Origin of the sequence: Streptomyces sp. KPB2 (assembly GCF_003950055.1) — a bacterium.
Taxonomy (GTDB): domain Bacteria; phylum Actinomycetota; class Actinomycetes; order Streptomycetales; family Streptomycetaceae; genus Streptomyces; species Streptomyces salinarius.
On record NZ_CP034353.1, the window covers coordinates 865,240 to 884,575 of the forward strand.

Genomic DNA, 19,336 nt, shown 5'->3' on the forward strand with positions numbered 1-19,336 from the left:
GCTTCGTCGCTCACTGATGGGGCCTTCCGATCGGATGGGGAGTCGCCGCTACTTTGAAATGATTATCATTTCAATGCTTCACATCGTAATCACACAACGGGCCGCGGCACCAGAGCCCCAGGCCCACCGGGGAGGAAGAATCACGTGACGGAGACTCAAAGGACCTGGTCCCGGGCGGAGTCGGCGCGATACCGGGCTGCCGGGCACTGGCAGGGTGTGACCTTCGGCGCGCGCCTCCGGCAGGCGGGCGCCGACCACGGAGCCCGCGTCGCCCTGGTCGACGGCGACCGGCGGTGGACCTACGCGGATCTGGACGCCGAGGCCGACCGCGTCGCGCACGGACTGCGCGGACTCGGCGTCGTGCGGGGCGACCGCGTCGTGGTCCAGCTGCCCAACCGCGCCGAGTTCGTACTCGTCTGGTTCGGGCTCCAGCGCCTCGGGGCGGTGCCGGTCCACGCCATGCCCGGCCACCGGCGCCGGGAGATCGGTCACCTGGTGCGCGTGTCCGGTGCGGTGGCCTGTGTGGTGCCCGACCGGCACGCCGGGTTCGACCACCGGGAGCTGATGCGCGAGGTGCGTGCGGAACTCGGGCCGGAGGGCTCGCCGCGGACCGTCGTCGTGGTCGGCGATCCGGGCCCGGACGGCGGCTTCGTCCCGTTCGACGCCCTGCGGGCGGCCCCGCCCTCCGCCCCCGACGACGCGCCGGAGTCCGGCACCGGCGACGACGGCGGCGCGGACCCCGCCGACATCGCGCTCCTGTTGCTGTCCGGCGGCACGACCGGCCTTCCCAAGCTCATCCCGCGGACGCACGACGACTACGCCTACAACGCCCGCGCCTGCGCCGAGGTCTGCGCGCTCGACGCGGGGACCGTCTACCTGGCGGTGCTGCCGATCGGGTTCAACTTCACCTTCGCCTGCCCCGGCGTGCTGGGCACCCTGATGGCCGGCGGAACCGTGGTGGTGGCCCCGGACCCCAGCCCTCAGACGGCGTTCGCGCTCGTCGAGCGGGAGGGCGTGACCCTGACCTCCCTCACCCCGCCGCTCGTCACCCACTGGGTGGACGAGGCCGCCACCGGCTCCTGGGACCTGGACAGCCTCAAGGTGGTGCAGGTCGGCGGGGCGCGGCTGCCGGAGGAACACGCCCGGGTGCTCGGTCCTGCGCTCGGGGCGACCGTGCAGCAGGTCTTCGGCATGGCCGAGGGGCTGATCAACCTCACGCGTCTCGACGACCCCGACGACCTCGTCCGCACCACCCAGGGCCGGCCCGTCTCCCCGGACGACGAGATCCTGGTGGTGGACGCCGACGGCAGGCCCGTGCCCGACGGTGCGCCGGGCGAGCTGCTCACCCGGGGGCCGTACACGCTGCGCGGGTACTACCGCGCCGGGGAGCACGACCGCACCGCCTTCACCCCGGACGGCCACTACCGGACCGGCGACGTGGTGCGGCGGCTGCCGACCGGCCACCTCGTGGTGGTGGGCCGGATCAAGGACCAGATCAACCGCGGCGGCGAGAAGATCGCCGCGGTGGAGGTGGAGGAGCAGCTGCTCACCCACCCGGCGATCACGGCCGCGGCACTGGTCGGGGTCCCGGACGAGCAACGGGGAGAGCGCACGGTCGCCTTCGTGGTCTGCGACGGCGAGGCTCCGGGCGTGCGGGAGGTGGCGGCCCATCTCGGGGAACGCGGGCTGGCCGGCTACAAGGCGCCGGACGAGGTCGTCCGGGTGGCCGGCCTCCCGCTCACCGCGGTCGGAAAGGTCGACAAGGCGGCGCTGACGCGGCAGTTGCTCCGGTCGTAGGACCCGGCGCGGCGGAGCGGCCGCTCGACGGGACGCTCCGCCCCGCCGCTGCGAGGACCCGCGCGGGGCGCCCGCCACCCTCGCCTACTCCGGTACCGCGAGGGCGGTGGGGCCGTCCCCGGAGGCGAGGAGTGCCCGGGTGACGGGGTGCTCCGGGTGCGCCAGTACGCGTCCGGCGCGGCCCGCTTCGACCACCCGTCCCGCCTCCAGGACGACGATCCGCTGGGCGCGAGGGGCCGCGGCCGTCAGGTCGTGGGTCACCATGACGACCGTCAGGCCCAGCGTCCGCCGCAGCGAGTCCAGCAGGTCCAGGACGCCCTGCGCCGTCTCCGGGTCGAGCGCCGAGGTGATCTCGTCGCAGACGAGAGCCCGGGGTCCGGCTGCCAGGGTCCGTGCCAGAGCGACGCGTTGACGCTGGCCGCCCGACAGCTCCCCCGGCCGGCGCGTCAGTACGCCGGCGTCCAGCCCGACCAGTCCGAGCAGCCGTACGGCCTCGGCGGCCGCCTCCCGGGCCGGCCGGCCCCGCACGCCCCGGAGGGGGCGCGTCAGCGCGGCGCCCACGGTCTCGCGCGGGTTGAGCGCACCTCGGGTGTCCTGGGCGACGAGCTGCACCGGAGCCCCGCGCCCTCGCGGCGCGCCGTCGTCCCGCCAGTCGACGCTCCCGCGGACGGGCGGGTGGAGCCCCGCCAGACAGCGCGCGAGGGTGGTCTTCCCCGACCCCGAGGCACCCACGACGGCGGTGCAGGAGCCTGCCGGGAGGGTGAGCGAGACGTCGTGGAGCACCGGGACCCGGCCGTGCACGGCGTGCAGGCCCCGCACGTGAAGTCCTCCGCCGGTGACGGAAGCATCGGCGGCGCCCCGTGCCCCCTCGGGGCGGCGGGCGTCGGCCGGGGGCGCCTCGGCCGACCGGACGGGCGGCGGCGCCACCGGCGGCCCGTCCTCGACGATCCGTCCGCGCTCCAGGCGTACGACGCGGTCCGCCACGGACGCGGTCCACGCCGGGGCGTGGCTGACCAGCAGCGCGGCGCGGTCCCCCGCCGACAGGACGTCGGCCAGCAGCGCGCGCATGCCGTCCGCCAGGACGGGGTCGAGGCCGCTGGTGGGCTCGTCGAGGACCAGCAGGACCGGACGGCCCGCCAACGCCAGGGCGAGGGCCGCCCGTTGGGCCTGTCCCCCCGACAGCTGCCGGGGCAGGCGTCGTTGGAACGCCCGGTCGGCGGGCAGCCGCACGGACAGCAGCAGCTCCGCGACCCGCGTCCGGACGTCTTCCGTGCCGCCGACGGACGAGCGCAGCCGCACCGCCTCGGCGATCTGGGTGCCGATCCGCAACGCGGGGTTGAGCGAGGAGGCCGGGTCCTGCCCCAGGAAGGACACCACCCGGCCGCGCAGCCTGCGGGCGCCCACACGGTCGAACGGATCGAGACCGGCCACCCGGACGGTTCCGCCACGCACCTCCAGACCGGGGCGGACGTGCCCGAGCAGCCCGTGCGCCAGGGTGCTCTTGCCCGACCCCGACCGCCCCACGACGGCCACCACCTGCCCGGCCGGCACCGACAGGCGGGCGTCCTCCAGGACGGGCGGTCCGCCGGCCACCGGCCCGACCGTCAGCCCGCCGATCTCGGCGAGCGGGCCGGCGTCCGGCGGCCGGGGTGTCGTACGGCCGGTCATGCGGCACCCCGCCCCACCAGGTCCGCCAACCGCCCGGCCAGCAGGCCGACACAGACCGACAACAGCACGAGCAGCAGCGCCGGCGCGAGGAACGGCGTCGCGGCCAGCGTCGCTCCGGGGGCGTTCTCGCTCACCATGCGTCCCCAGTCCGGCGCCGCTCCGCCCGGTCCGAGGCCGAGGAAGCCGGCGGTGGCCGTGAGGTGCAGCGAGGCGACCAGGCGCAGCGCGGTGTCCATCAGCGCCGGACCGGCGATGTTGGGCAGTACGTCGTGGCGCAGCACGGCGCGCCGGGTGTCGCCCCGCGCCAGGGCGGCTTCGACGTACCCGCTGCGGAGCACCGTGTCCGCCGCGGCACGCAGCACGCGGGTGGAGAAGGGAGCGGTGGCCAGGGCGACCGCCGCCACCAGGGCCGCTTCGCTGCCGGGGAAGCCCGCGGCCAGGACGAGGACGACGAGCAGGCCGGGGAGCACGGCCAGCGCGTCCACGCAGCGCAGCAGCAGATCGCCGAGCCGTCGGGAGACCATGGCCGCCAGGACGCCGGCCGTGACCCCGACGGCGCCGGCCGCCACCGTCCCCGCCAGGGCGGTGAGCACGAGGGTGCGGCCACCGCTCAGCACGCGGCTCGTCACGTCCCGGCCCAGCACGTCGGTGCCGAGGAGGAACTGACCGCCGGGCTGCTGGAAGGGTGCGGCGAGCTGCGCGGTGGGACTGTGCGGCGCGGCCAGGGGGCCCAGCAGGGCGAGCAGGAGGATCAGCAGGGTGCCCAGCCCGGTGAGCAGCGGTGGGCGGGGGCGCCGGGCCGGGCCGGTCCCGGCGGTGCGGGCCCGCCTGCCGGGCGGTGTGAGGACCGTTGTCATCGCCGGTGTCCTTCCCGTGCGTTCAGCAGTCGCGCGCAGATGTCGCCCGCCAGCAGTACGAGGAGCATCACGGCGGCGAGTGCGGTGGCGATGCCCTGCACCATCGGTATGTCCCGTGCTGCGACGGCCAGTTGCAGTTCCCGGCCGATGCCCGGGTAGTCGAAGACGTTCTCCACCACCACCGCCGAGCCGACCAGCGCCCCCGTCGTGAGGGTGAGGGCCTGCACGGCGGGGCCCGCGGCGTTGGGCAGGACGTGGCGGACCGCGAGCCGCACCCCGCGCACCCCGTTGAGCCGTGCGGCTTCGGCGTAGGGGGTGGCCACCGCGTCCGCGACGGAGACCCGCAGCAGCCGGGTGGCCACCGCGAGACCGACCGCGCTCAGCGTCAGTACCGGCAGAACCAGCGCGTGCGGCACGTCGAGTGGCGTACCGCCCAGGGGGACGACGGAGACGCGCGGCAGGAGCTCCAGCCACACCGCCAGCACCGCGACGAGCAACGCGGCCATGACGAACTCGGGTACGGCGGCCAGGACCTGAGCGGTCGTCGAGACGAGGCGGTCGGCGGCGCCCCCTCGCATCCCGGTCCACAGGCCCAGCAGCAGGGCGAGCGGCGCGGTGACCGCGAGCGTGAGTCCGGCCAGGAGCAGGCTGTTGGGCAGGCGGGTGGCGAGGACCTCCGTGACCGGCCGGTCCCCCACGAAGCCCCGGCCCAGATCCCCCCGGACCACGCCCGCCGCCCAGTCCGCGTACCGTTCGGCGGCCGGCCGGTCCAGCCCGAGTTCGGCCCGGACCTCGGCGCGCTGCGCCTCGGAGGCGTCCACCCCGGCGACCGCGCTGACCGCGTCCCCCGGGAGGACGGCCGTGGCGGCGAAGATCAGGGCCGACAGCACGGCGAGCAGGACGGCCGCCGACGCCAGGCGACGACCGGCGAAGGCGGCGAGGTTCACGCCAGTGACGCCTGCGAGAAGCCGGGGAACTGCTCGAAGAGATCGTCGCGTATCCCCCGGACCCCCTTGGCCCTGGCGTTCAGGTTGGGTTTGAAGACTGGCAGCACCTGGTTGCCCTTCTCCCAGCGGGTGCGCTGTGCCTCCGTGCCCAGCTTCTTCGCCTCGGCCGGGTCGCTCTCGGCCCGGGCCTCGGCGACCAGGGTGTCGGTGGCGGACTCCTTCCAGCCGAACGCGGACGGCGAGCCGCCCGCGGTGCTCATCTGGTAGGTCGACAGCGCGGGGACGGGCATCTGGTACGCGCCGGCCAGTGGCAGCGCCGCGTAGGCGGGGAAGTCCGCGTAGAGCTGTCCCGCGGGCAGTTCCCGCAGCGAGGCGCGGACGCCGGCCTTCTTCAGGTCCTCGACGAAGAGGGTGGCCGTCTCCACCATGCCGGGCGTCTCGGGACCGGTCGTCAGCGTCACCTTCATCCCGTCGGCCCCGGCCTGCTTGAGCAGCGCGCGGGCCCGCTCCGGGTCGTGGGCGCGCTGGGGCAGGCCCTCCGCGTAGTCGGGGAAGCCGATGGCGGGCAGGTCGTTGCCGACCTGTGCGTTGCCGTAGAACACCGTCTTCACCATGGTCTCGCGGTCGACCGCGAGCTTGAACGCCTCTCGCACCCGCGGGTCGTCGAAGGGCTTGACGCCCATGTTCAGCTGGAAGGACAGGCCGACCAGGTAGGGGCTCCTCGTGGGGACGAGTTCGACCGCGTCGTTGCCGTCCAGCGTGCGCGCGGTGACCGGGGAGAGGTCGTGGGCGAAGTCGATCTCACCGCTGGTGAGGGCCCCCGCACGAGCCGTCGAGTCCGCGATCGACCGCAGTTCCAGGCCGTCCAGGTGGGGCACGTGGCCGTAGTGGTCGTCGTAGCGCTCGAACGCCGAGCCCTGGCCGGGCGTGAACCCGGTCAGCCGGAAGGGGCCGCAACTGGGCATGCCCGTGCGGAAGTCGGCGGTGCCGTCCTTGACGACGAGGAAGTTGCCCTGGCAGAGGATCATGCGGCCGTCGGCGATGGGCCGGAGCGTGGGCAGTACGACCTTCAGGTCGCCGTCGGCCTTGGCGTGCGCCAGGTCGAAGTTGGCGGCGGCGAGCCGGTACACGGGCAGCTTGCTCCCGGCCGCCAGGACGCCGAGCGAGTGCAGGACGTCGGCGGCGGTCAGTTCGGAGCCGTCGGTGAAGCGGACGCCGGGTCGCACGTGCAGGGTGTAGGCCGACAGGTCGTCGGAGACGTCGATGCCGTCGAGCACGCCGTAGCGCACCCCGTCGGGCGCGCCGGGGTCCAGGTTGCCCAGCGTGCCGTGCCAGGCCCGGGCCCGCACCAGGTCCAGGGTGGACGGGCCGTTGAAGAAGTCGAGCGTCTCGGAGGCGCCGCCGCCGACGAAGGCGGCCCGGAGGGTGCCTCCCGAGCGGGAGGAGGAACCCGCGCCCGGTTTCCGGTCCGGGCCGGGCCCGTCGGTCGAGCACGCCGCCAGCAGGCCGGAGCCCACTGCCAGAGCCGCGACTCCCGCCGCTCCACGGCGGAGGAAGGCACGGCGATCGATCTGTCTGGACATGCTTCTCCTTGACGTTCTGCTGAGCCGATCGGAACGCCGTGGGCGGTGCACGGCGGGTGAGGTGGAGCCGAGGGGGGAGAGTGGCGGCGGGGCGGTGGTGTGCGACGCCCTGGGGCAGGTGCACCGGCGCCGGGGCGAGAGCGCCGGACGGGGCAGGCCCGCACGGTCTCGCCGAGGTCATGAGCCCCCGCCGCTGCCGGCGCACACGCGCTCGCCTGTGCGCCGGTCAGAGACTAGTCCGTAATGACTTCCATATTCAATAAGTCGTACGGAACGGGTGGGTCAGTGGCCGGCGATCGTGCCGGACAGTTCGTTGGTGCTCTTCGGCAGCGTCACCGACGTCACCTTCTCGCCCGAGTCCAGGTCGAAGGCGTGCAGTTGGCGCTTGCCGGGCTCGGAGACGTACGCGGTGTGGTCACGGACGAACAGGGTGGGCCTGGGCTGCTGCCAGTCCAGGGGCTCCGTCCAGTCGCCCACCGCGTCGATCTTCTTCTCCACCTTGCCGCTCTCCGGGTCGACGACGTGGAGGACGCCGTTGGTGCCGAGGACGAGGGCCTCGCCGTGCGGACCGCGGGCGAGGGAACGGAAGGAGTAGCTGGTGCCGAGGTCGACCAGCTTCATCCTGGCGGTACGGGTGTCGATCAGCGCTATGCGGGTGGGTCGTTCCAGTTCGGCCTCGGGGTCGGTCTTGTAGTCGCCGAGGAGGATCGGGGAGGCGTCGCTGCCGGCCTGGTTGCCGGTGCGGGCGTATTCGTCGGGGGCGTCGACCTTGGTGAATCCGCCGTCCTTGTAGAGGAGTACGCCGTCCTCGCAGCCGAGGCCGACCACCTCTCCCTCGGCCGCGGCCTCGCCGTGCACGCCCGGGCAGTTCTCGGCGCGGGCGATCTCCTTGTCGTTCTTGTCCAGGACGAGGGCGCCGGTGCGCTTCTCCTCCGTGCCCAGGGTGGTGACGAGTTCGCCGTCGGCCAGTTCGATGGCGACGCCGTGGTGGGGCTCGGCGGAGGTGTAGGTGCGGGTCTGCGGCTCGGCGCCGTCGCCCAGGTCGGCCGGGTCGAAGACGTTCACCTCGCCGGTGCCGTCGGTGAACAGGGCGGTCCGGCCGGCGTGACGCACGACGTGACCGGGCTTGGCACCCTTGAACTCGGCGTTCGTGAAGGTCTGGCGGGCGGCGTCGAAGACCCGGAAGCCGCTGTCGGTGGAGACGACGACATGGTCCTCGTCGCCCGCCGGGTTGACCCGGTTGAATCCGGGCAGCTCGATCGTCCTCGCCAGTTTCAGGGTCTTGCCGTCGAGGACGTACAGGCCTCCGTCGTAGGTGGCGACCAGCGGGTCGTCGACCGCGACGGCCCGGCTGCCCGTCGTCTGCTTCGGCTCGACGTCGGACGAGGCGTCGTCGTTGCCGCCGCCGCAGGCGGTCAGCGCCGTCACTGCGGCGAGGACGAGGGCCGTCGCCGTGAGCGTTCGGGCGCGCGTCGGCTTGTTCATCGCGTGTGTTTCCTCTCCGGCCCCGTGCGGGGCGGGTTTCGGGGGTGGAGCGGCCGGCACCCGGTGTGCCGCGCCGCGGGGGTGCGTTCAGTTGCCGCCGAGGCCCTCGGTCATCGCCGCGGTGTTGGCGCGCATCATCTCCAGGTAGGTGCCGGCGCCCTCGCCCTTGTCCGTCAGCGACTCGGAGTACAGCTCGACGACGTCCACGTCGCCGCCCATCTCCTGGCGCAGGACCTCGGCCAGCCGGGTGGGCCGGGAGGAGTCGGCGAAGACGGTGCGCACTCCCGCCTTCTCCATGGCCCGGGTGAGGGAGCGCAGGTCGGAGGAGCTGGGCGAGGCGAGGGTGGTGCCACTGGGGACGACCGCGCCGATCACGCGGAAGCCGAAACGGTCGGCGAGGTAGCCGAAGACGTGGTGATTGGTCACCAGGGCGCGCCGGTCCTCGGGGACGGTGGAGAAGGACTTCTCCATCCAGGCGGTGAGGTCGGCGAGTTGGCCCTCGTAGTGTTCGGCGTTGTCCCGGACGGCCTTCTCGTTCACGCCGTCGACGTGCTCGACGATCTCGTCGGCGATCAGGCCGGCCACCTTGCGCACCCGGTCGGGGTCGGTCCAGAAGTGCGGGTCGGGCTCTCCGGCCTCCTCCGCGGGGCCACCCTCGTCCCCGCCGTGGAAGGTGAGCGGGTCGGCCGCCTCGCCGGCCGCGAAGGTGGCCACGCCCGATGCGCGGGCCGCCTCCACGTGCCGCAGTACGTTCTCCTCCAGCCCGAGCCCGTTGTGGACGACGAGGTCCGCGTGCTCCAGTTCGGCCGCCTGCACGGCCGACAGACCGAAGGAGTGCGGGTCGGCGTTGGGTTTCATCAGCACGCTGACGGCGGCCTGGTCCCCGGCTGTCTCCCGGGTGATGTCACCGAGGATGTTGGTCGTCACCACGATCCGCGGCCGGTCGTCGCCGCCGCCGCTCGCGCAGCCGGTCGTCGTGCCGGCGAGTACGCAGAAGCAGACCAGGGTCAGCACCAGGGCGCGCACTCGCGCCACCGCCACGCGCACCTTCATCGGCCCGTCTCCACCATCAGGGACGGCCGGACGTCCAGCTCGAACGTGCGGGCGATGCGCAGGTTGTCGTTGTAGTCGATCTCGTACACGCGCCTGCCCGTGGGGTCGTTGAGATAGGCCCGGCTGCGGTCGATCTCGATCACCGGTGCCGCGGACGTGCCGGGGTCGGCGTCGGAGGCGTCCTCGATGAGGGGTTTCGTGACGGCGATCTCCTTGCCGCCGGCCGTGTCGTAGCCGTGGAGGGCTCCGTCGGACTCCAGGACGACCAACGGCGCGCCCTCGCCTGCGGTGTTCGCGGCGACCACGGGACCGGTCTCCACCCGGGTCCAGGCCCGCTCGGTGACGTCGAGGACCCAGACGGCCTCCTTCCCGGCGGGTGCGGTGAGCGTGCTGCTGCCCGGACGGTGCCGGAACCGCGTGGCCCGCTCCGTCTTCGGCACGTCCCGGCCGTACGGGATCTTCTCGACGCCGAAGGCGCCGTCGTCCTCGTGGACGAGCAGGGCGCCGTCGGCGCAGGTGAGGACGATTCCCCGCCGGGTGACGGCGTCGCCCTGCGGGTCCCGGCACGCGGACTCCGGGGAAGCGACGCGCCGGCCCGACCGGTCGAGCACGACCACCTGCGCGGGACCCTCGCCGTCCTCGGTGAGGGCGACGAGGTGCTCCGCGTACGGGATCACGGGCCCGGCGTAGGTGCCGGGAAGGGCGACCGGTGTGCCGACCTTCCCCTGCTCCAAGTCGCCACGGGGGTACGCCCCCGCCGTTCCGTCCCCGCCCGTCACCACGGTCACGCCGGTGTCGCTGCGGACGCTCGTGCCGCCCCCGCCGGGGAGTTCGCCCACTTCCCGGGTCTTCGCGCGGTAGTAGTGCACATGGTCCCCGTGGTCGACCATCCACGCGCCGCTGTCCAGGACGTGGGTGCCGGCGCTGCCGTGGAAGTAGCCGAAGCGGCCGTCCGTGGTGAGTCCGGTGACGCTCGCTCTGCGTGCCGTCTCGTGCACCTTGCCGGTGATCAGGTCCAGTACCCGGGTCTCGCCGGTGGCGGTGTCGCCCAGCAGGAGCCGGGACTGCTGCTCGGCCGCCTCCGCGGCACCTTCGACGTACCCGTGCGGGGTGGCAGGGCCGGACGCGGTCGCCGACGGGGACTCGGGGTCGTCGTCCCGGCCGGTGCACCCCGCGGTCAGCAGGACCGCGGACAGGAGTGCCGGCGCCAGGAGCGTGACGTTTCTTCGGACGAACATGGGACCGCCTCAGATTTCGTTCGGTCGGGTCGTGGGGGCGTTCGCGGGGACGGTGGCGGGTCGCGGGACGCGGGTGCGGCGTCGGTGCCGGATCGCGGACGCCAGGTGGGACAGGAAGAAGAGGCCGACGGCGAGGGCCGAGACGCTCGCGCCGGCCGCGGTGCTCAGATGCCAGGACAGGAGCAGGCCGCCGAAGGCGGCGGTCGTGCCCAGGGCCGCGGCCAGGACCATGACGCCTCGCACGCTGCGGGCCCAGGGCAGGGCGGCCGCCGGCGGAGCGATGAGCAGTCCGAGGACGAGCAGCGTTCCCACGATGTGGAAGGAGGCGACGATGGCCAGGGCCAGCAGACCGAGCAGCACGGCGTGCGCGAGACGGGGGCGCAGGCCGAGCGTCCTGGCCTTGCGCTCGTCGAACGCCAGCGCCAGGAAGGCGCGGTGACCGAGCACCGAAACGACCAGCGCCGACAGCAGCGCCACCCCGAGGAGCGCCAAGTCTGCTTCGCGCACCGCCAGTACGTCGCCGAAGAGGAACCCGGTGAGGTCCACGGCGAAGGACCGCGAGCGCGAGACGATGATGACGCCGAGCGACAGCATGCCGACGAACAGCAGGCCGATACCGGTGTCCTGGGAGAGTCTCGGGGTGCGGTTGAGCGCCGTGACGCCGGCCGTCATGACGGCCGCGCTCACCACCGCCCCCACCAGCAGATTGCCTCCGAGCAGGGCGGCGACCGCGACGCCGGGCAGCAGGCCGTGGGACATGGCGTCACCGAGGAAGGCCATCCCCCTCAGCACCACCCACGTCCCCGCGAGGGCGCAGATCGCCGACACCAGAATCGCGGCCCACAGGGCACGCTGCACGAAGGCCACCTCGAACGGGGCCGTCAACCACTCCATGCCCCGACACTACAATGACAATCATGTTCAATAAACACCGCCCGGGGCCTCCCGACGCCGAGACGCCCCATCGGCACATACGCATCACCGACCTGGACGCGGGCTATCCGGGCAGGCCCGTCATCCGTCAACTCACCGTCGACATACCGACGTTGGCCATGACGACGCTCGTCGGGCCGAACGGCAGCGGCAAGTCCACGCTGCTCGGCGTGCTCGCCGGCGTGATCACCCCCACATCCGGCCGGTTCCGGTACGCGCAGGGTCGCCCACCGGCTTTCGTTCCGCAGCGCGGCGCAGTCGGTGACGCGCTTCCCCTCACCGCGCGGCAGACGGTGGAGATGGGCCGCTGGGGCGAGCGCGGGCTGTGGCGGCGGCCGAGCCGCCACGACCGGGAGGTGGTCGACTCGGCGATGGCGCGTCTGGGCGTCGCCCACCTCGCCGCCCGCCAGCTCGGCGAGCTGTCCGGCGGGCAGCGCCAGCGTGTTCTGATCGCCCAGGGCCTCGCCCAGCAGTCCGACCTGCTGCTCCTGGACGAGCCGACCACCGGGCTCGATCCCGAGTCCCGGGAGCGGATCACCGTCCTGCTGACGGACCTGGTCGCGGGCGGCACGACCGTCGTCCAGGCCACGCACGACCTGGAGGCCGCCCGCGCGGCCGACGCCTGTCTGCTTCTCGGCGACGGACGGCTGGTCGGGCAGGGGCCGCCCGAGCAGGTCCTCACCCCTACGACCCTGTCCAGGATCTGGCAGCCCGCCTGAACCGGCCGCACCGGACCGGAGGTGGGGCCGTCGCGGTCAGCGATGCCTGGTCTTCAGCAGCCCGACCACGAGGACCACCAGCAGAATCCCGAACATGATGGCGAACCACGGGAAGAGTTCCTCCGCACCGGCCGCCACGTACTGGATCTTTTCGTATGCGACGTTCATCAGGACCGTCTCCTTCCGGGACAGCCGCCGCGGGGCCCCCGGCTCCGACGGCGGAAACGTCGGATTCCATGGCTGCGGGTGCCCTCCACCGGCGTTCCCTCACGCCGGGACGGCATGTCGTCGGCGGTCCTCAACGTCCGCGCCGCTCGCGCAGGGACGTGGCGATCCGCTGGGTGGACGCCTGCGCCGTGGCCACGTCGCGCGGGTAGGTGCGCATCGCCACCAGGCCGAGCAGACCCGCGGCCACCAGGGCGAGGAGGAAGAAGAGCAGCGTGTACTGCAGACCGGTCCCGCCGCCGTCGCCGCCCCGGGTGTCGAACACGTGGGCCGAGAAGTAGCCGAACAGGGTGGGCGCGGCGGCCTCGCACAGGGTGCGCAGCATGGCGCGCACCCCTTCACCGGTGCCCCACAGGTACGGCGGGAGGATGTCGAGCCGGGCGGCGTCCAGGGGCGGATTGACCGCGCCCAGCAGCAGCGCGCCGGTGACCAGCAGGGGCACCGCCACGGCGAGGGAAGTGGCGTGGACGGCGGGAGCGAACAAGACGGGCACCGTCAGCATGCACACCGTGGGAACCAGGGTGCGGGCATTGACCCGGCCGTCGCGCAGCAGCCGGTCGGCGATCCGCCCGCCGGACAGGACACCGGCCAGGGCGCCGATGCCCGCGACGAGCACCAGGGAGGTCGCCACGGTGGTGGTCACACCGAAGTGGCGGGTGGTGTAGAGGGTGGCGAAGGAGCGCAGTCCCGTGAAGTAGAAGTAGCCGAGCGCGGACGCCAGGATCAGCACCAGGTTGGTGCGTACCCGCAGGATGTAGCGGATCGACCACCATTTGGACCGCTGGCGCGGGTCGGAGTCGAGGACGAGGTCTTCGTGCGGTTCGAGGTGTGCGCGCCGTGCCGCCCGCGCGGTCGGACCGCCGTCCGGCCGGTGGGCGTCCACCGGCCGGAACCGCCCGCCCCGCGCGGGCTCCGCGAGGCGGTGGATGAACCAGACCAGGGCGGTGCCGGGTACGACCAGCCACCAGAAGGCGAAACGCCAGGTGAGGACGGAACCGATCAGACCGGACAGGGCGAAGCCGATGCCCGTGCCGGCGAGTTCTCCGGCGAGGACGAGCCCGTACATGCGGGCCCGGTCCCCGGCGGGGAAGTAGTCCCCCACCAAGGAGGCGACGGTCGGGCCGGCGGTGGCCGAGACGGCCCCGAGGGCCGCGCGGGAGGCCAGCAGCCACAGGTAGGACGTACTCGCCCCGGCCATGAGCATCGCCACCGACCACAGCGCCACGCTGATGGCGAGCATCCGCGTACGGCGGGTGCGGTCGGCGAGCAGACCGACGGGAACGGTGAGCGCCGCGCCGGACAGGGCGGTGACGGAGGCCAGCAGCCCGATCTCGACGTACCCGAGATCGAACGCGCGCGCGAGCTGGGGTGCCATGGCCGACACGGCGCCCTTGTCCGCGCCGTCCACGGCCAGGGCGCCGGCCAGGGTCAGCACGACCCGGGCCCGGGCGGGCCCGCCGAGGGCCCGCACTCCCCGCTCGGCCAGGGTCCGGACGCGCCGGGGCGGCCTCATTGCGCGGTGGCCGCGACGGTCGCGGCGGCGGTGGCCGCCGGCAGGATGGACAAACCTCCTCGGACCTCCTCGTGAAAGTGCGGCACCCCACGGGACGGCCACCACCGGATGGATGGGCCCTGGTCGGTCCGTGCCGAGTGGTCAAGAGCCTGCCCGCCCGCACCGCCGGCCGCAAAAGGAAGAGCGCGTCCGTGCCGGCGGCGGTCGCCGCAGCCCCGGTCCCCGTCCGGCGGGGCGTCGGCGAAGATGGTCACGTCCACCGTCCACGTCAGCGAGGAGTCTTCGCGCAGATGGCCACTTCCGCACCCGGTCCGAGGCCGCCGACGATCGCCGATGTCGCGCGCCTCGCCGGTGTCTCGCGCACGACCGTGTCGCACGCCCTGAACGGACTGGGCAAGGTCGATCCCCGGACCCGGGAGCGGGTCCGGCAGGCCGCGGCGGAGCTGGGCTACCGTCCCAACCTGCGCGCCCAGCGCCTGCGGCGGGGGCAGGCGAAGGCCATCGCGCTGGCCTCGTCCATGCCGTTCGCGGTGGCGGGCGGGCCCTCCCGGCTCGGGTTCTACATGGAGGTCGCGGCGGCCGCCGCCGAGAGCGCGCTGCTGCACGACTACGCCCTGGTGCTCGTACCACCTGTGCAGTCGGGTTCCGCGCTGTACTCCGTGGACATCGACGGAGCCATCGTGGTCGAGCCGGAGGTGGACGACGCGGCGGCCGCGCAGCTGCGTGAACGGGGACTGCCGTACGTCGCGCTCGGCCGGCCCGTCTCGCCGGACGAGGACGCCCCCTACGTCGATCTGCGCGGCGGCCTGGTGGCGGAGCTGCTCCTCGATCATCTGCGCGCACAGGGGGCGCGGCGGCCCGCGTTGATCGTGGGCTCCGGTTCCCGGCACTCGTCCGTCGACGCGCTCGCCGCCTACCGGCGGGCCACCGGTCGCTACGGCTGGGAGCCGGTCGTGGCGCGCGTCGTGGAGTCGGGCGGCGAGCAGGCCGGCTACGACGCCTGTGCCGCCCTGCTCGCCGAGCACCCGGAGACCGACGCCGTCTGCGCGCTCGTCGACGCGTTCGCGGTGGGCGCGGTGCGGGCGATCCGGGACAGCGGGCGGGCCGTGCCGGACGACGTCATGGTCGTGACCCGCTACGACGGCCTGCGCGCCCGCACCTGCGAGCCTCCGCTGACGGCCGTCGACCTGCACCTGGACCGTGCCGCCTCCGACGCGGTGGAACTGCTCCTGGCCCGACTCCGCGGGGACCCGGCCCCCGCGACGACGACGGCACCCCCACCGCCACGGGTGATCGCCCGCGCATCGTCGACCCGGGCGGCCGGCGCCTGAGGCGGGGTGGGGTTGCGACACCGGGACGGGCCCCTGCGGCCTCAGCCCCCCAGCATGAGCACCACCCCCGACACCAGCGCGAAGACGAGGACGAACAGCCGCATCCTGCGGGCGTCCAGGCGGTGGTGCACCAGGCGGCTGAGCCAGGCGCCGAGGGCGATCGCGGGGAGGAGCAGGGCCGCCCGGCCCAGTTCGGTGGGCGCGGCCTTCCCCGTCGCGAAGAGCAGGAGCAGGGAGGCGACCTCGCCGACGAGGAAGCAGGCGGCGACCGTCGAGCGCAGTTCGGCGGGCGGCCGGTGCTGGTAGACCAGCGCGAGCGGCGGACCGCCCACCCCGGTCGCGGTTTCCGTCAGTCCGGTGACCGCGCCCGCGCCGACGTACGCCGCCCGCCCCGGCGCGAACGTGGGCGCCGCCAGGCTGACGACGGCCGCGAGTACCGTGGCGACGCCCACGAAGAGGCCGAGGCTGTGTTCCGGGATCAGCCAGAGCAGCGCCAGCCCGGCCGGCGTGGCGGCGAGTCTCGCCCCGGTGATCCAGCCGGCACCGCGCAGGTCGAGCGAGGTCCGTTCACGCCAGGCGACGTACAGGTTGAGCGGGATCATCGACGCCAGGACGAACACCGGTACCAGACCGGGGTCGATGAACCCGGCGACGGGCGCGACGATCAGGGCGAAGCCGAGTCCGCTGCTGCCCTGCACGAACGCGGCGACGACCACCGCCACGGCGAGAACCGCCAGCATCTGCGCACTCAACGCCGTGCACTTCCCTTCCGAACCTTCTCGGCCCGCTGAAGCCTCTCGGCGCTGCGAGCCCTCTCGGCCCGCTGGACTCCGTCGAGCGCCCGGGCCGCCGTCGACGTGGGGTGGACCCGGGTGACGCCGGCCCCGGCGACGGCGGCGCGGGCCAGTTCGGCCGCCCGGCTCACCAGCGCGGCCCCGTCCCAGCCGGCCGGCCGGCCCTGCCACATCCGCAGGCGTCCGCCCACGAAGACGGCGGTGATCTGGTCCCGGTTGCCGCGCCGGACGAGTTCCCACGGAAGGTCCCAGGTCAGGGCGAGTTCCGGGGTGTCGACGTCGACGAGGAGGAAGTCCGCCGCCTTGCCCCGTTCCACGGTGCCGGTGAGGGCTCCGAGGCCGAGGGCGTCCGCTCCCCCGTGGGTGGCACGCTCCAGCCAGGTCCAGCCGGCGCCGCACGACGAGTCGCCGGTCGCCAGGCCGTACGCGAGCCGCTGGGCGAACTCGGCGGCGTCCGCGAGCCGGAAGCCGTCGCCGCGGGTGCCGTCGGTTCCGATGCCGAAGCGCACGCCGCGCTCGGCCAGGGCGGTGGCGGGTGCGACCGCGTTGCCCTTCCAGGCACTCGCGACGGGGTTGTAGCTGACGGCGGTCCCCGTGTCGGCGAGCAGGGTCAGCTCGCGCGGGGTGAGGAGCGTGGCGTGCGCGGCGAGCAGCTGGGGGCCGAGCGCGCCGACACTGTGCAGGTGTTCGAGGGGGCGCAGTCCGTGCCGTACCAGGGAGCGTTCCACCGCGGCGAGGTGTTCGTTGACGTGGATCTGGACGACGGCGCCGGCTTCCGCGGCCAGCCGGGCCGTCGCACGCAAGGTGGCTTCGGTGGCCGCCTCGGGGATCGACACGGCCAGCGAGGGGTGCACGAGGGGGTCGCCGGTGTAACGGGCGAGGTGCTTCTCCGCGTTCTCCAGGACGGCCGGGTCCGAGACGCCGCCGGTGCCGTCCGCGTCGCCCGTGCCGTCCGCGTCGTTGCAGATCAGGCCGAGCACGCAGCGTATGCCGGCGTCCCGCGCGGCCGAGGCGACCACGTCCACGTCGACGTCGGCGCGGGTGCCCGCGTCGGCGACGGTGGTGAAGCCGCCGCGCAGTGCCTCCAGCGCCGCCAGCTTGGCCGCGGTGTAGGCCGACTCGTCGTCCAGCGCGCCCTCCAGCGGGACCCAGACACGGCGGAAGATCTCGGACGGCTCCCCGAAGGCGAGCGCGGCGCCGAAGCTCTGGGTGAGGTGGTGGTGGGTGTCGACGAAGCCGGGCATCAGCAGGTGGCCGGGGGCTCGGACGGCGTTCAGGTGCGGGTGGGTGCGGGTCAGTTCGTCCGCCGGTCCCACGGCGGTGAAGCGGCCGTCGTCGACCACGACCGCCCAGCCGTCGACGGGGCCTTCGGGCAGCAGCACCGAACCCGGTACGAGCAGGAGCGGGCCGGGGTGGGCGAGGGCGTCTCGGTCGGGTCGGTTCATCGGTCGCTTTCTGTGCGCGGTGTGGTCAGGCGGGCGACGACGCCGGGCCTGACGTGGTGGAACAGGATGTTGAGGACGACGGCCGTGAACGTGCCGACGGCCACGCCGCTTTCGAGCAGGATGCGGACGTTCGGCGGGAAGCCTCCGTACACGCCGGGCACGAGGATGGGCAGCAGCCCGAGGGCGAGGGCGACGGCGCAGACGAACGTACTGGTGTGCCTGTCGAGGTCGGACCGGCCGAGCATCTGGACGCCGAGGACGGTGATGACGCCGAAGACGACCATGGCGGTGCCGCCGACGACCGGGGTGGGGATCACGCTGATCGCGCGGGTGACGGGGGCGAGGACACCGATGGCGATGAGCACGACGCCGGCCGCGGCGGTGACGAAGCGGCTGCGTACGCCGGTGACGCGGACGATGCCGATGTTCTCGCCGCTGGTGACCATGAGCGGCAGGCCGAAGAAGCCGCCGAAGAGCGAGGTGAGCGCGTCGCCGCGGACGGTTCTGGGGACGTCGGTGCGGGTGTCGATCCGCTTGCCGACGGCCTCGGCGTTGATGACGGTCTGGCCCGTGGCCTCGGCCATGGAGGCCAGGGTGTAGAGCATCAGGGGCAGCGCGGCGACGAGGTTGAACTCGGGTGGGCCGAAGGGCATCAGGTGCGGCAGGTTCACCAGGCCGCCGCCCACCGCGTCGGCGCCCGCCCCGTCGATCGCGCCGGTCGCGGCCGCGAGGACGGCGCCGGCCAGCAGGCCCAGCATGACGGCGAGTTGACGCAGGACGCCGGTGAAGAACAGGTAGAAGGCGACGGTGAACCCGATCGTGGCCAGGCCGAGGCCGAGGTTGCCAGGGTCGGCGAAGCCGGGCGAGCCCGGTCGGCCGGTGACCAGCACGGCACCGACCTTCACCAGGTTGACGCCGACGATGACGATCATCGTGCCGATGACGAGGGCGGGGAAGTACGCGAGGAGGCGGGAGAAGAGGGGCAGGACGACGAAGGTGAACACCGCCGTGAGGATCACCGCCCCGGTGGCGGTGCGCAGGCCGTGCTGTTCGGCGATGGCGAGGAAGAGGATGAGCGGTGCTCCGCCCGGCAGCATCACGAACGGCAGCCGGGGACCGAACTTCCAGACGCCGAGCGACTGGACGAGGGAGCCGACGCCGGAGAGCACGAAGGCCGCCGAGAGCAGGTCCACGGTGAGACCGGTGCCGAGCCCGAGGGTGGCGCTCATGAGGAAGATCGCCGAGATGGGGGTCGCGGCCATCACGAGGACGTGCTGGATGCCGAAGAGCAGGATCCGGCCAAGCGGACGTGCCTCGTCCACGGGGTGCACCCCGCCCCGGCTGCCGGCCTCCCCGGCCGGGGACGGGGCGCCGACGTCGGACGGGGTCAGGGGGCCGGCGTCGGACGGGGTCAGGGGGCCGGCGTCGGACGGGGACGGGTCGGAGGGAGGCCGGGGGTCGTTCGGGCTGTCGGCGTCGGCTCGGGGGCGCCCGTCCGGACGGGCGGTCCGCACGGCGTGCGGCTCGGGGCTCCGAGGGGCAGGGCCGGAGGTCGGCACCGGGCCTGTTGGGGGACGGTTCTGACGGGGACTGGACACGTTTCGGGCTCCGTTCGGGCATACGGGCACGTTCGGATTCTCAGCCGCGATCCGGCCCTGGACGGAGAGCCAAATCGATTTGGCCAAATCGATTTGGCCGCCAGTATGCGGAGCCCCCCGCGTCACGTCAAGGTCGGGACGCGGCGCTCG

At 73.7% G+C, this 19,336-nt stretch carries 16 protein-coding genes; 3 read left to right on the top strand and 13 right to left on the bottom strand.

The window, feature by feature from the left end:
- The first annotated feature begins 144 nt into the window (after window positions 1-144).
- Window positions 145-1,797, top strand: coding sequence for a (2,3-dihydroxybenzoyl)adenylate synthase (locus tag D1J63_RS03875; RefSeq protein ID WP_125627727.1), 1,653 nt, complete (start codon window positions 145-147; stop codon window positions 1,795-1,797).
- Between the two features lie 84 nt (window positions 1,798-1,881).
- Here D1J63_RS03875 and D1J63_RS37525 read toward each other — a convergent pair whose 3' ends face one another.
- The 8 genes from D1J63_RS37525 to aztB form a co-directional block, all read right to left on the bottom strand.
- Window positions 1,882-3,465 carry an ATP-binding cassette domain-containing protein gene (locus D1J63_RS37525; protein WP_125627728.1) on the bottom strand — a complete coding sequence of 528 codons (1,584 nt, stop codon included), beginning with the start codon at window positions 3,463-3,465 and terminating at the stop codon, window positions 1,882-1,884.
- Window positions 3,462-4,322, bottom strand: a complete 861-nt coding sequence (locus tag D1J63_RS03885; protein ID WP_125627729.1) for an ABC transporter permease subunit — start codon at window positions 4,320-4,322, stop codon at window positions 3,462-3,464. The genes D1J63_RS37525 and D1J63_RS03885 overlap by 4 nt, the downstream gene beginning before the upstream one ends.
- Window positions 4,319-5,269 carry an ABC transporter permease gene (locus tag D1J63_RS03890; RefSeq protein WP_125627730.1) on the bottom strand — a complete coding sequence of 317 codons (951 nt, stop codon included), beginning with the start codon at window positions 5,267-5,269 and terminating at the stop codon, window positions 4,319-4,321. The genes D1J63_RS03885 and D1J63_RS03890 overlap by 4 nt, the downstream gene beginning before the upstream one ends.
- Window positions 5,266-6,852, bottom strand: a complete 1,587-nt coding sequence (locus tag D1J63_RS03895; RefSeq protein ID WP_125627731.1) for an ABC transporter substrate-binding protein — start codon at window positions 6,850-6,852, stop codon at window positions 5,266-5,268. The genes D1J63_RS03890 and D1J63_RS03895 overlap by 4 nt, the downstream gene beginning before the upstream one ends.
- Window positions 6,853-7,134: 282 nt before the next feature.
- Window positions 7,135-8,337, bottom strand: a complete 1,203-nt coding sequence (aztD, locus tag D1J63_RS03900; RefSeq protein ID WP_125627732.1) for a zinc metallochaperone AztD — start codon at window positions 8,335-8,337, stop codon at window positions 7,135-7,137.
- Window positions 8,338-8,424: 87 nt separating this feature from the next.
- A complete protein-coding gene (aztC, locus tag D1J63_RS03905; RefSeq protein WP_125627733.1) occupies window positions 8,425-9,390 on the bottom strand; it encodes a zinc ABC transporter substrate-binding protein AztC in 966 nt (321 codons plus the stop codon).
- Entirely contained in the window at window positions 9,387-10,628 is a 1,242-nt protein-coding gene (locus D1J63_RS03910) for a hypothetical protein (RefSeq protein ID WP_125627734.1), read from the bottom strand. The genes aztC and D1J63_RS03910 overlap by 4 nt, the downstream gene beginning before the upstream one ends.
- A gap of 9 nt (window positions 10,629-10,637) precedes the next feature.
- The gene (aztB, locus tag D1J63_RS03915; protein ID WP_125627735.1) at window positions 10,638-11,522 is read right to left on the bottom strand and encodes a zinc ABC transporter permease AztB; all 885 of its coding nucleotides are present in this window, start codon (window positions 11,520-11,522) and stop codon (window positions 10,638-10,640) included.
- A gap of 14 nt (window positions 11,523-11,536) precedes the next feature.
- Between aztB and aztA the strand changes: the two genes are divergently transcribed.
- Window positions 11,537-12,280, top strand: coding sequence for a zinc ABC transporter ATP-binding protein AztA (aztA, locus tag D1J63_RS03920; RefSeq protein WP_164712707.1), 744 nt, complete (start codon window positions 11,537-11,539; stop codon window positions 12,278-12,280).
- A 36-nt stretch (window positions 12,281-12,316) separates the two neighbouring features.
- Here the strand turns inward: aztA and D1J63_RS37530 are convergent, their stop codons facing one another.
- Entirely contained in the window at window positions 12,317-12,448 is a 132-nt protein-coding gene (locus D1J63_RS37530; RefSeq protein ID WP_269671209.1) for a hypothetical protein, read from the bottom strand.
- 130 nt (window positions 12,449-12,578) lie between these two features.
- Window positions 12,579-14,018 (bottom strand): MFS transporter, encoded by a 1,440-nt coding sequence (locus tag D1J63_RS03925; RefSeq protein ID WP_125627737.1) that lies wholly within the window; start codon window positions 14,016-14,018, stop codon window positions 12,579-12,581.
- A 290-nt stretch (window positions 14,019-14,308) separates the two neighbouring features.
- Here D1J63_RS03925 and D1J63_RS03930 point away from each other — a divergent pair, with 290 nt between their 5' ends.
- Window positions 14,309-15,349, top strand: coding sequence for a LacI family DNA-binding transcriptional regulator (locus D1J63_RS03930; RefSeq protein WP_125627738.1), 1,041 nt, complete (start codon window positions 14,309-14,311; stop codon window positions 15,347-15,349).
- A 41-nt stretch (window positions 15,350-15,390) separates the two neighbouring features.
- On the opposite strand, the gene D1J63_RS03935 is transcribed toward D1J63_RS03930, so the two are convergent.
- From D1J63_RS03935 to D1J63_RS03945, 3 genes are read right to left on the bottom strand one after another with little or no spacing between them, the layout of a single operon-like run.
- A complete protein-coding gene (locus D1J63_RS03935) occupies window positions 15,391-16,101 on the bottom strand; it encodes a sulfite exporter TauE/SafE family protein (RefSeq protein WP_125627739.1) in 711 nt (236 codons plus the stop codon).
- A complete protein-coding gene (locus D1J63_RS03940) occupies window positions 16,098-17,588 on the bottom strand; it encodes an amidohydrolase family protein (protein ID WP_240798777.1) in 1,491 nt (496 codons plus the stop codon). The genes D1J63_RS03935 and D1J63_RS03940 overlap by 4 nt, the downstream gene beginning before the upstream one ends.
- On the bottom strand, window positions 17,585-19,102 hold the full coding sequence (locus D1J63_RS03945) for a uracil-xanthine permease family protein (RefSeq protein WP_240798776.1): 1,518 nt from the start codon (window positions 19,100-19,102) through the stop codon (window positions 17,585-17,587). The genes D1J63_RS03940 and D1J63_RS03945 overlap by 4 nt, the downstream gene beginning before the upstream one ends.
- Between the last annotated feature and the right edge of the window lie 234 nt (window positions 19,103-19,336).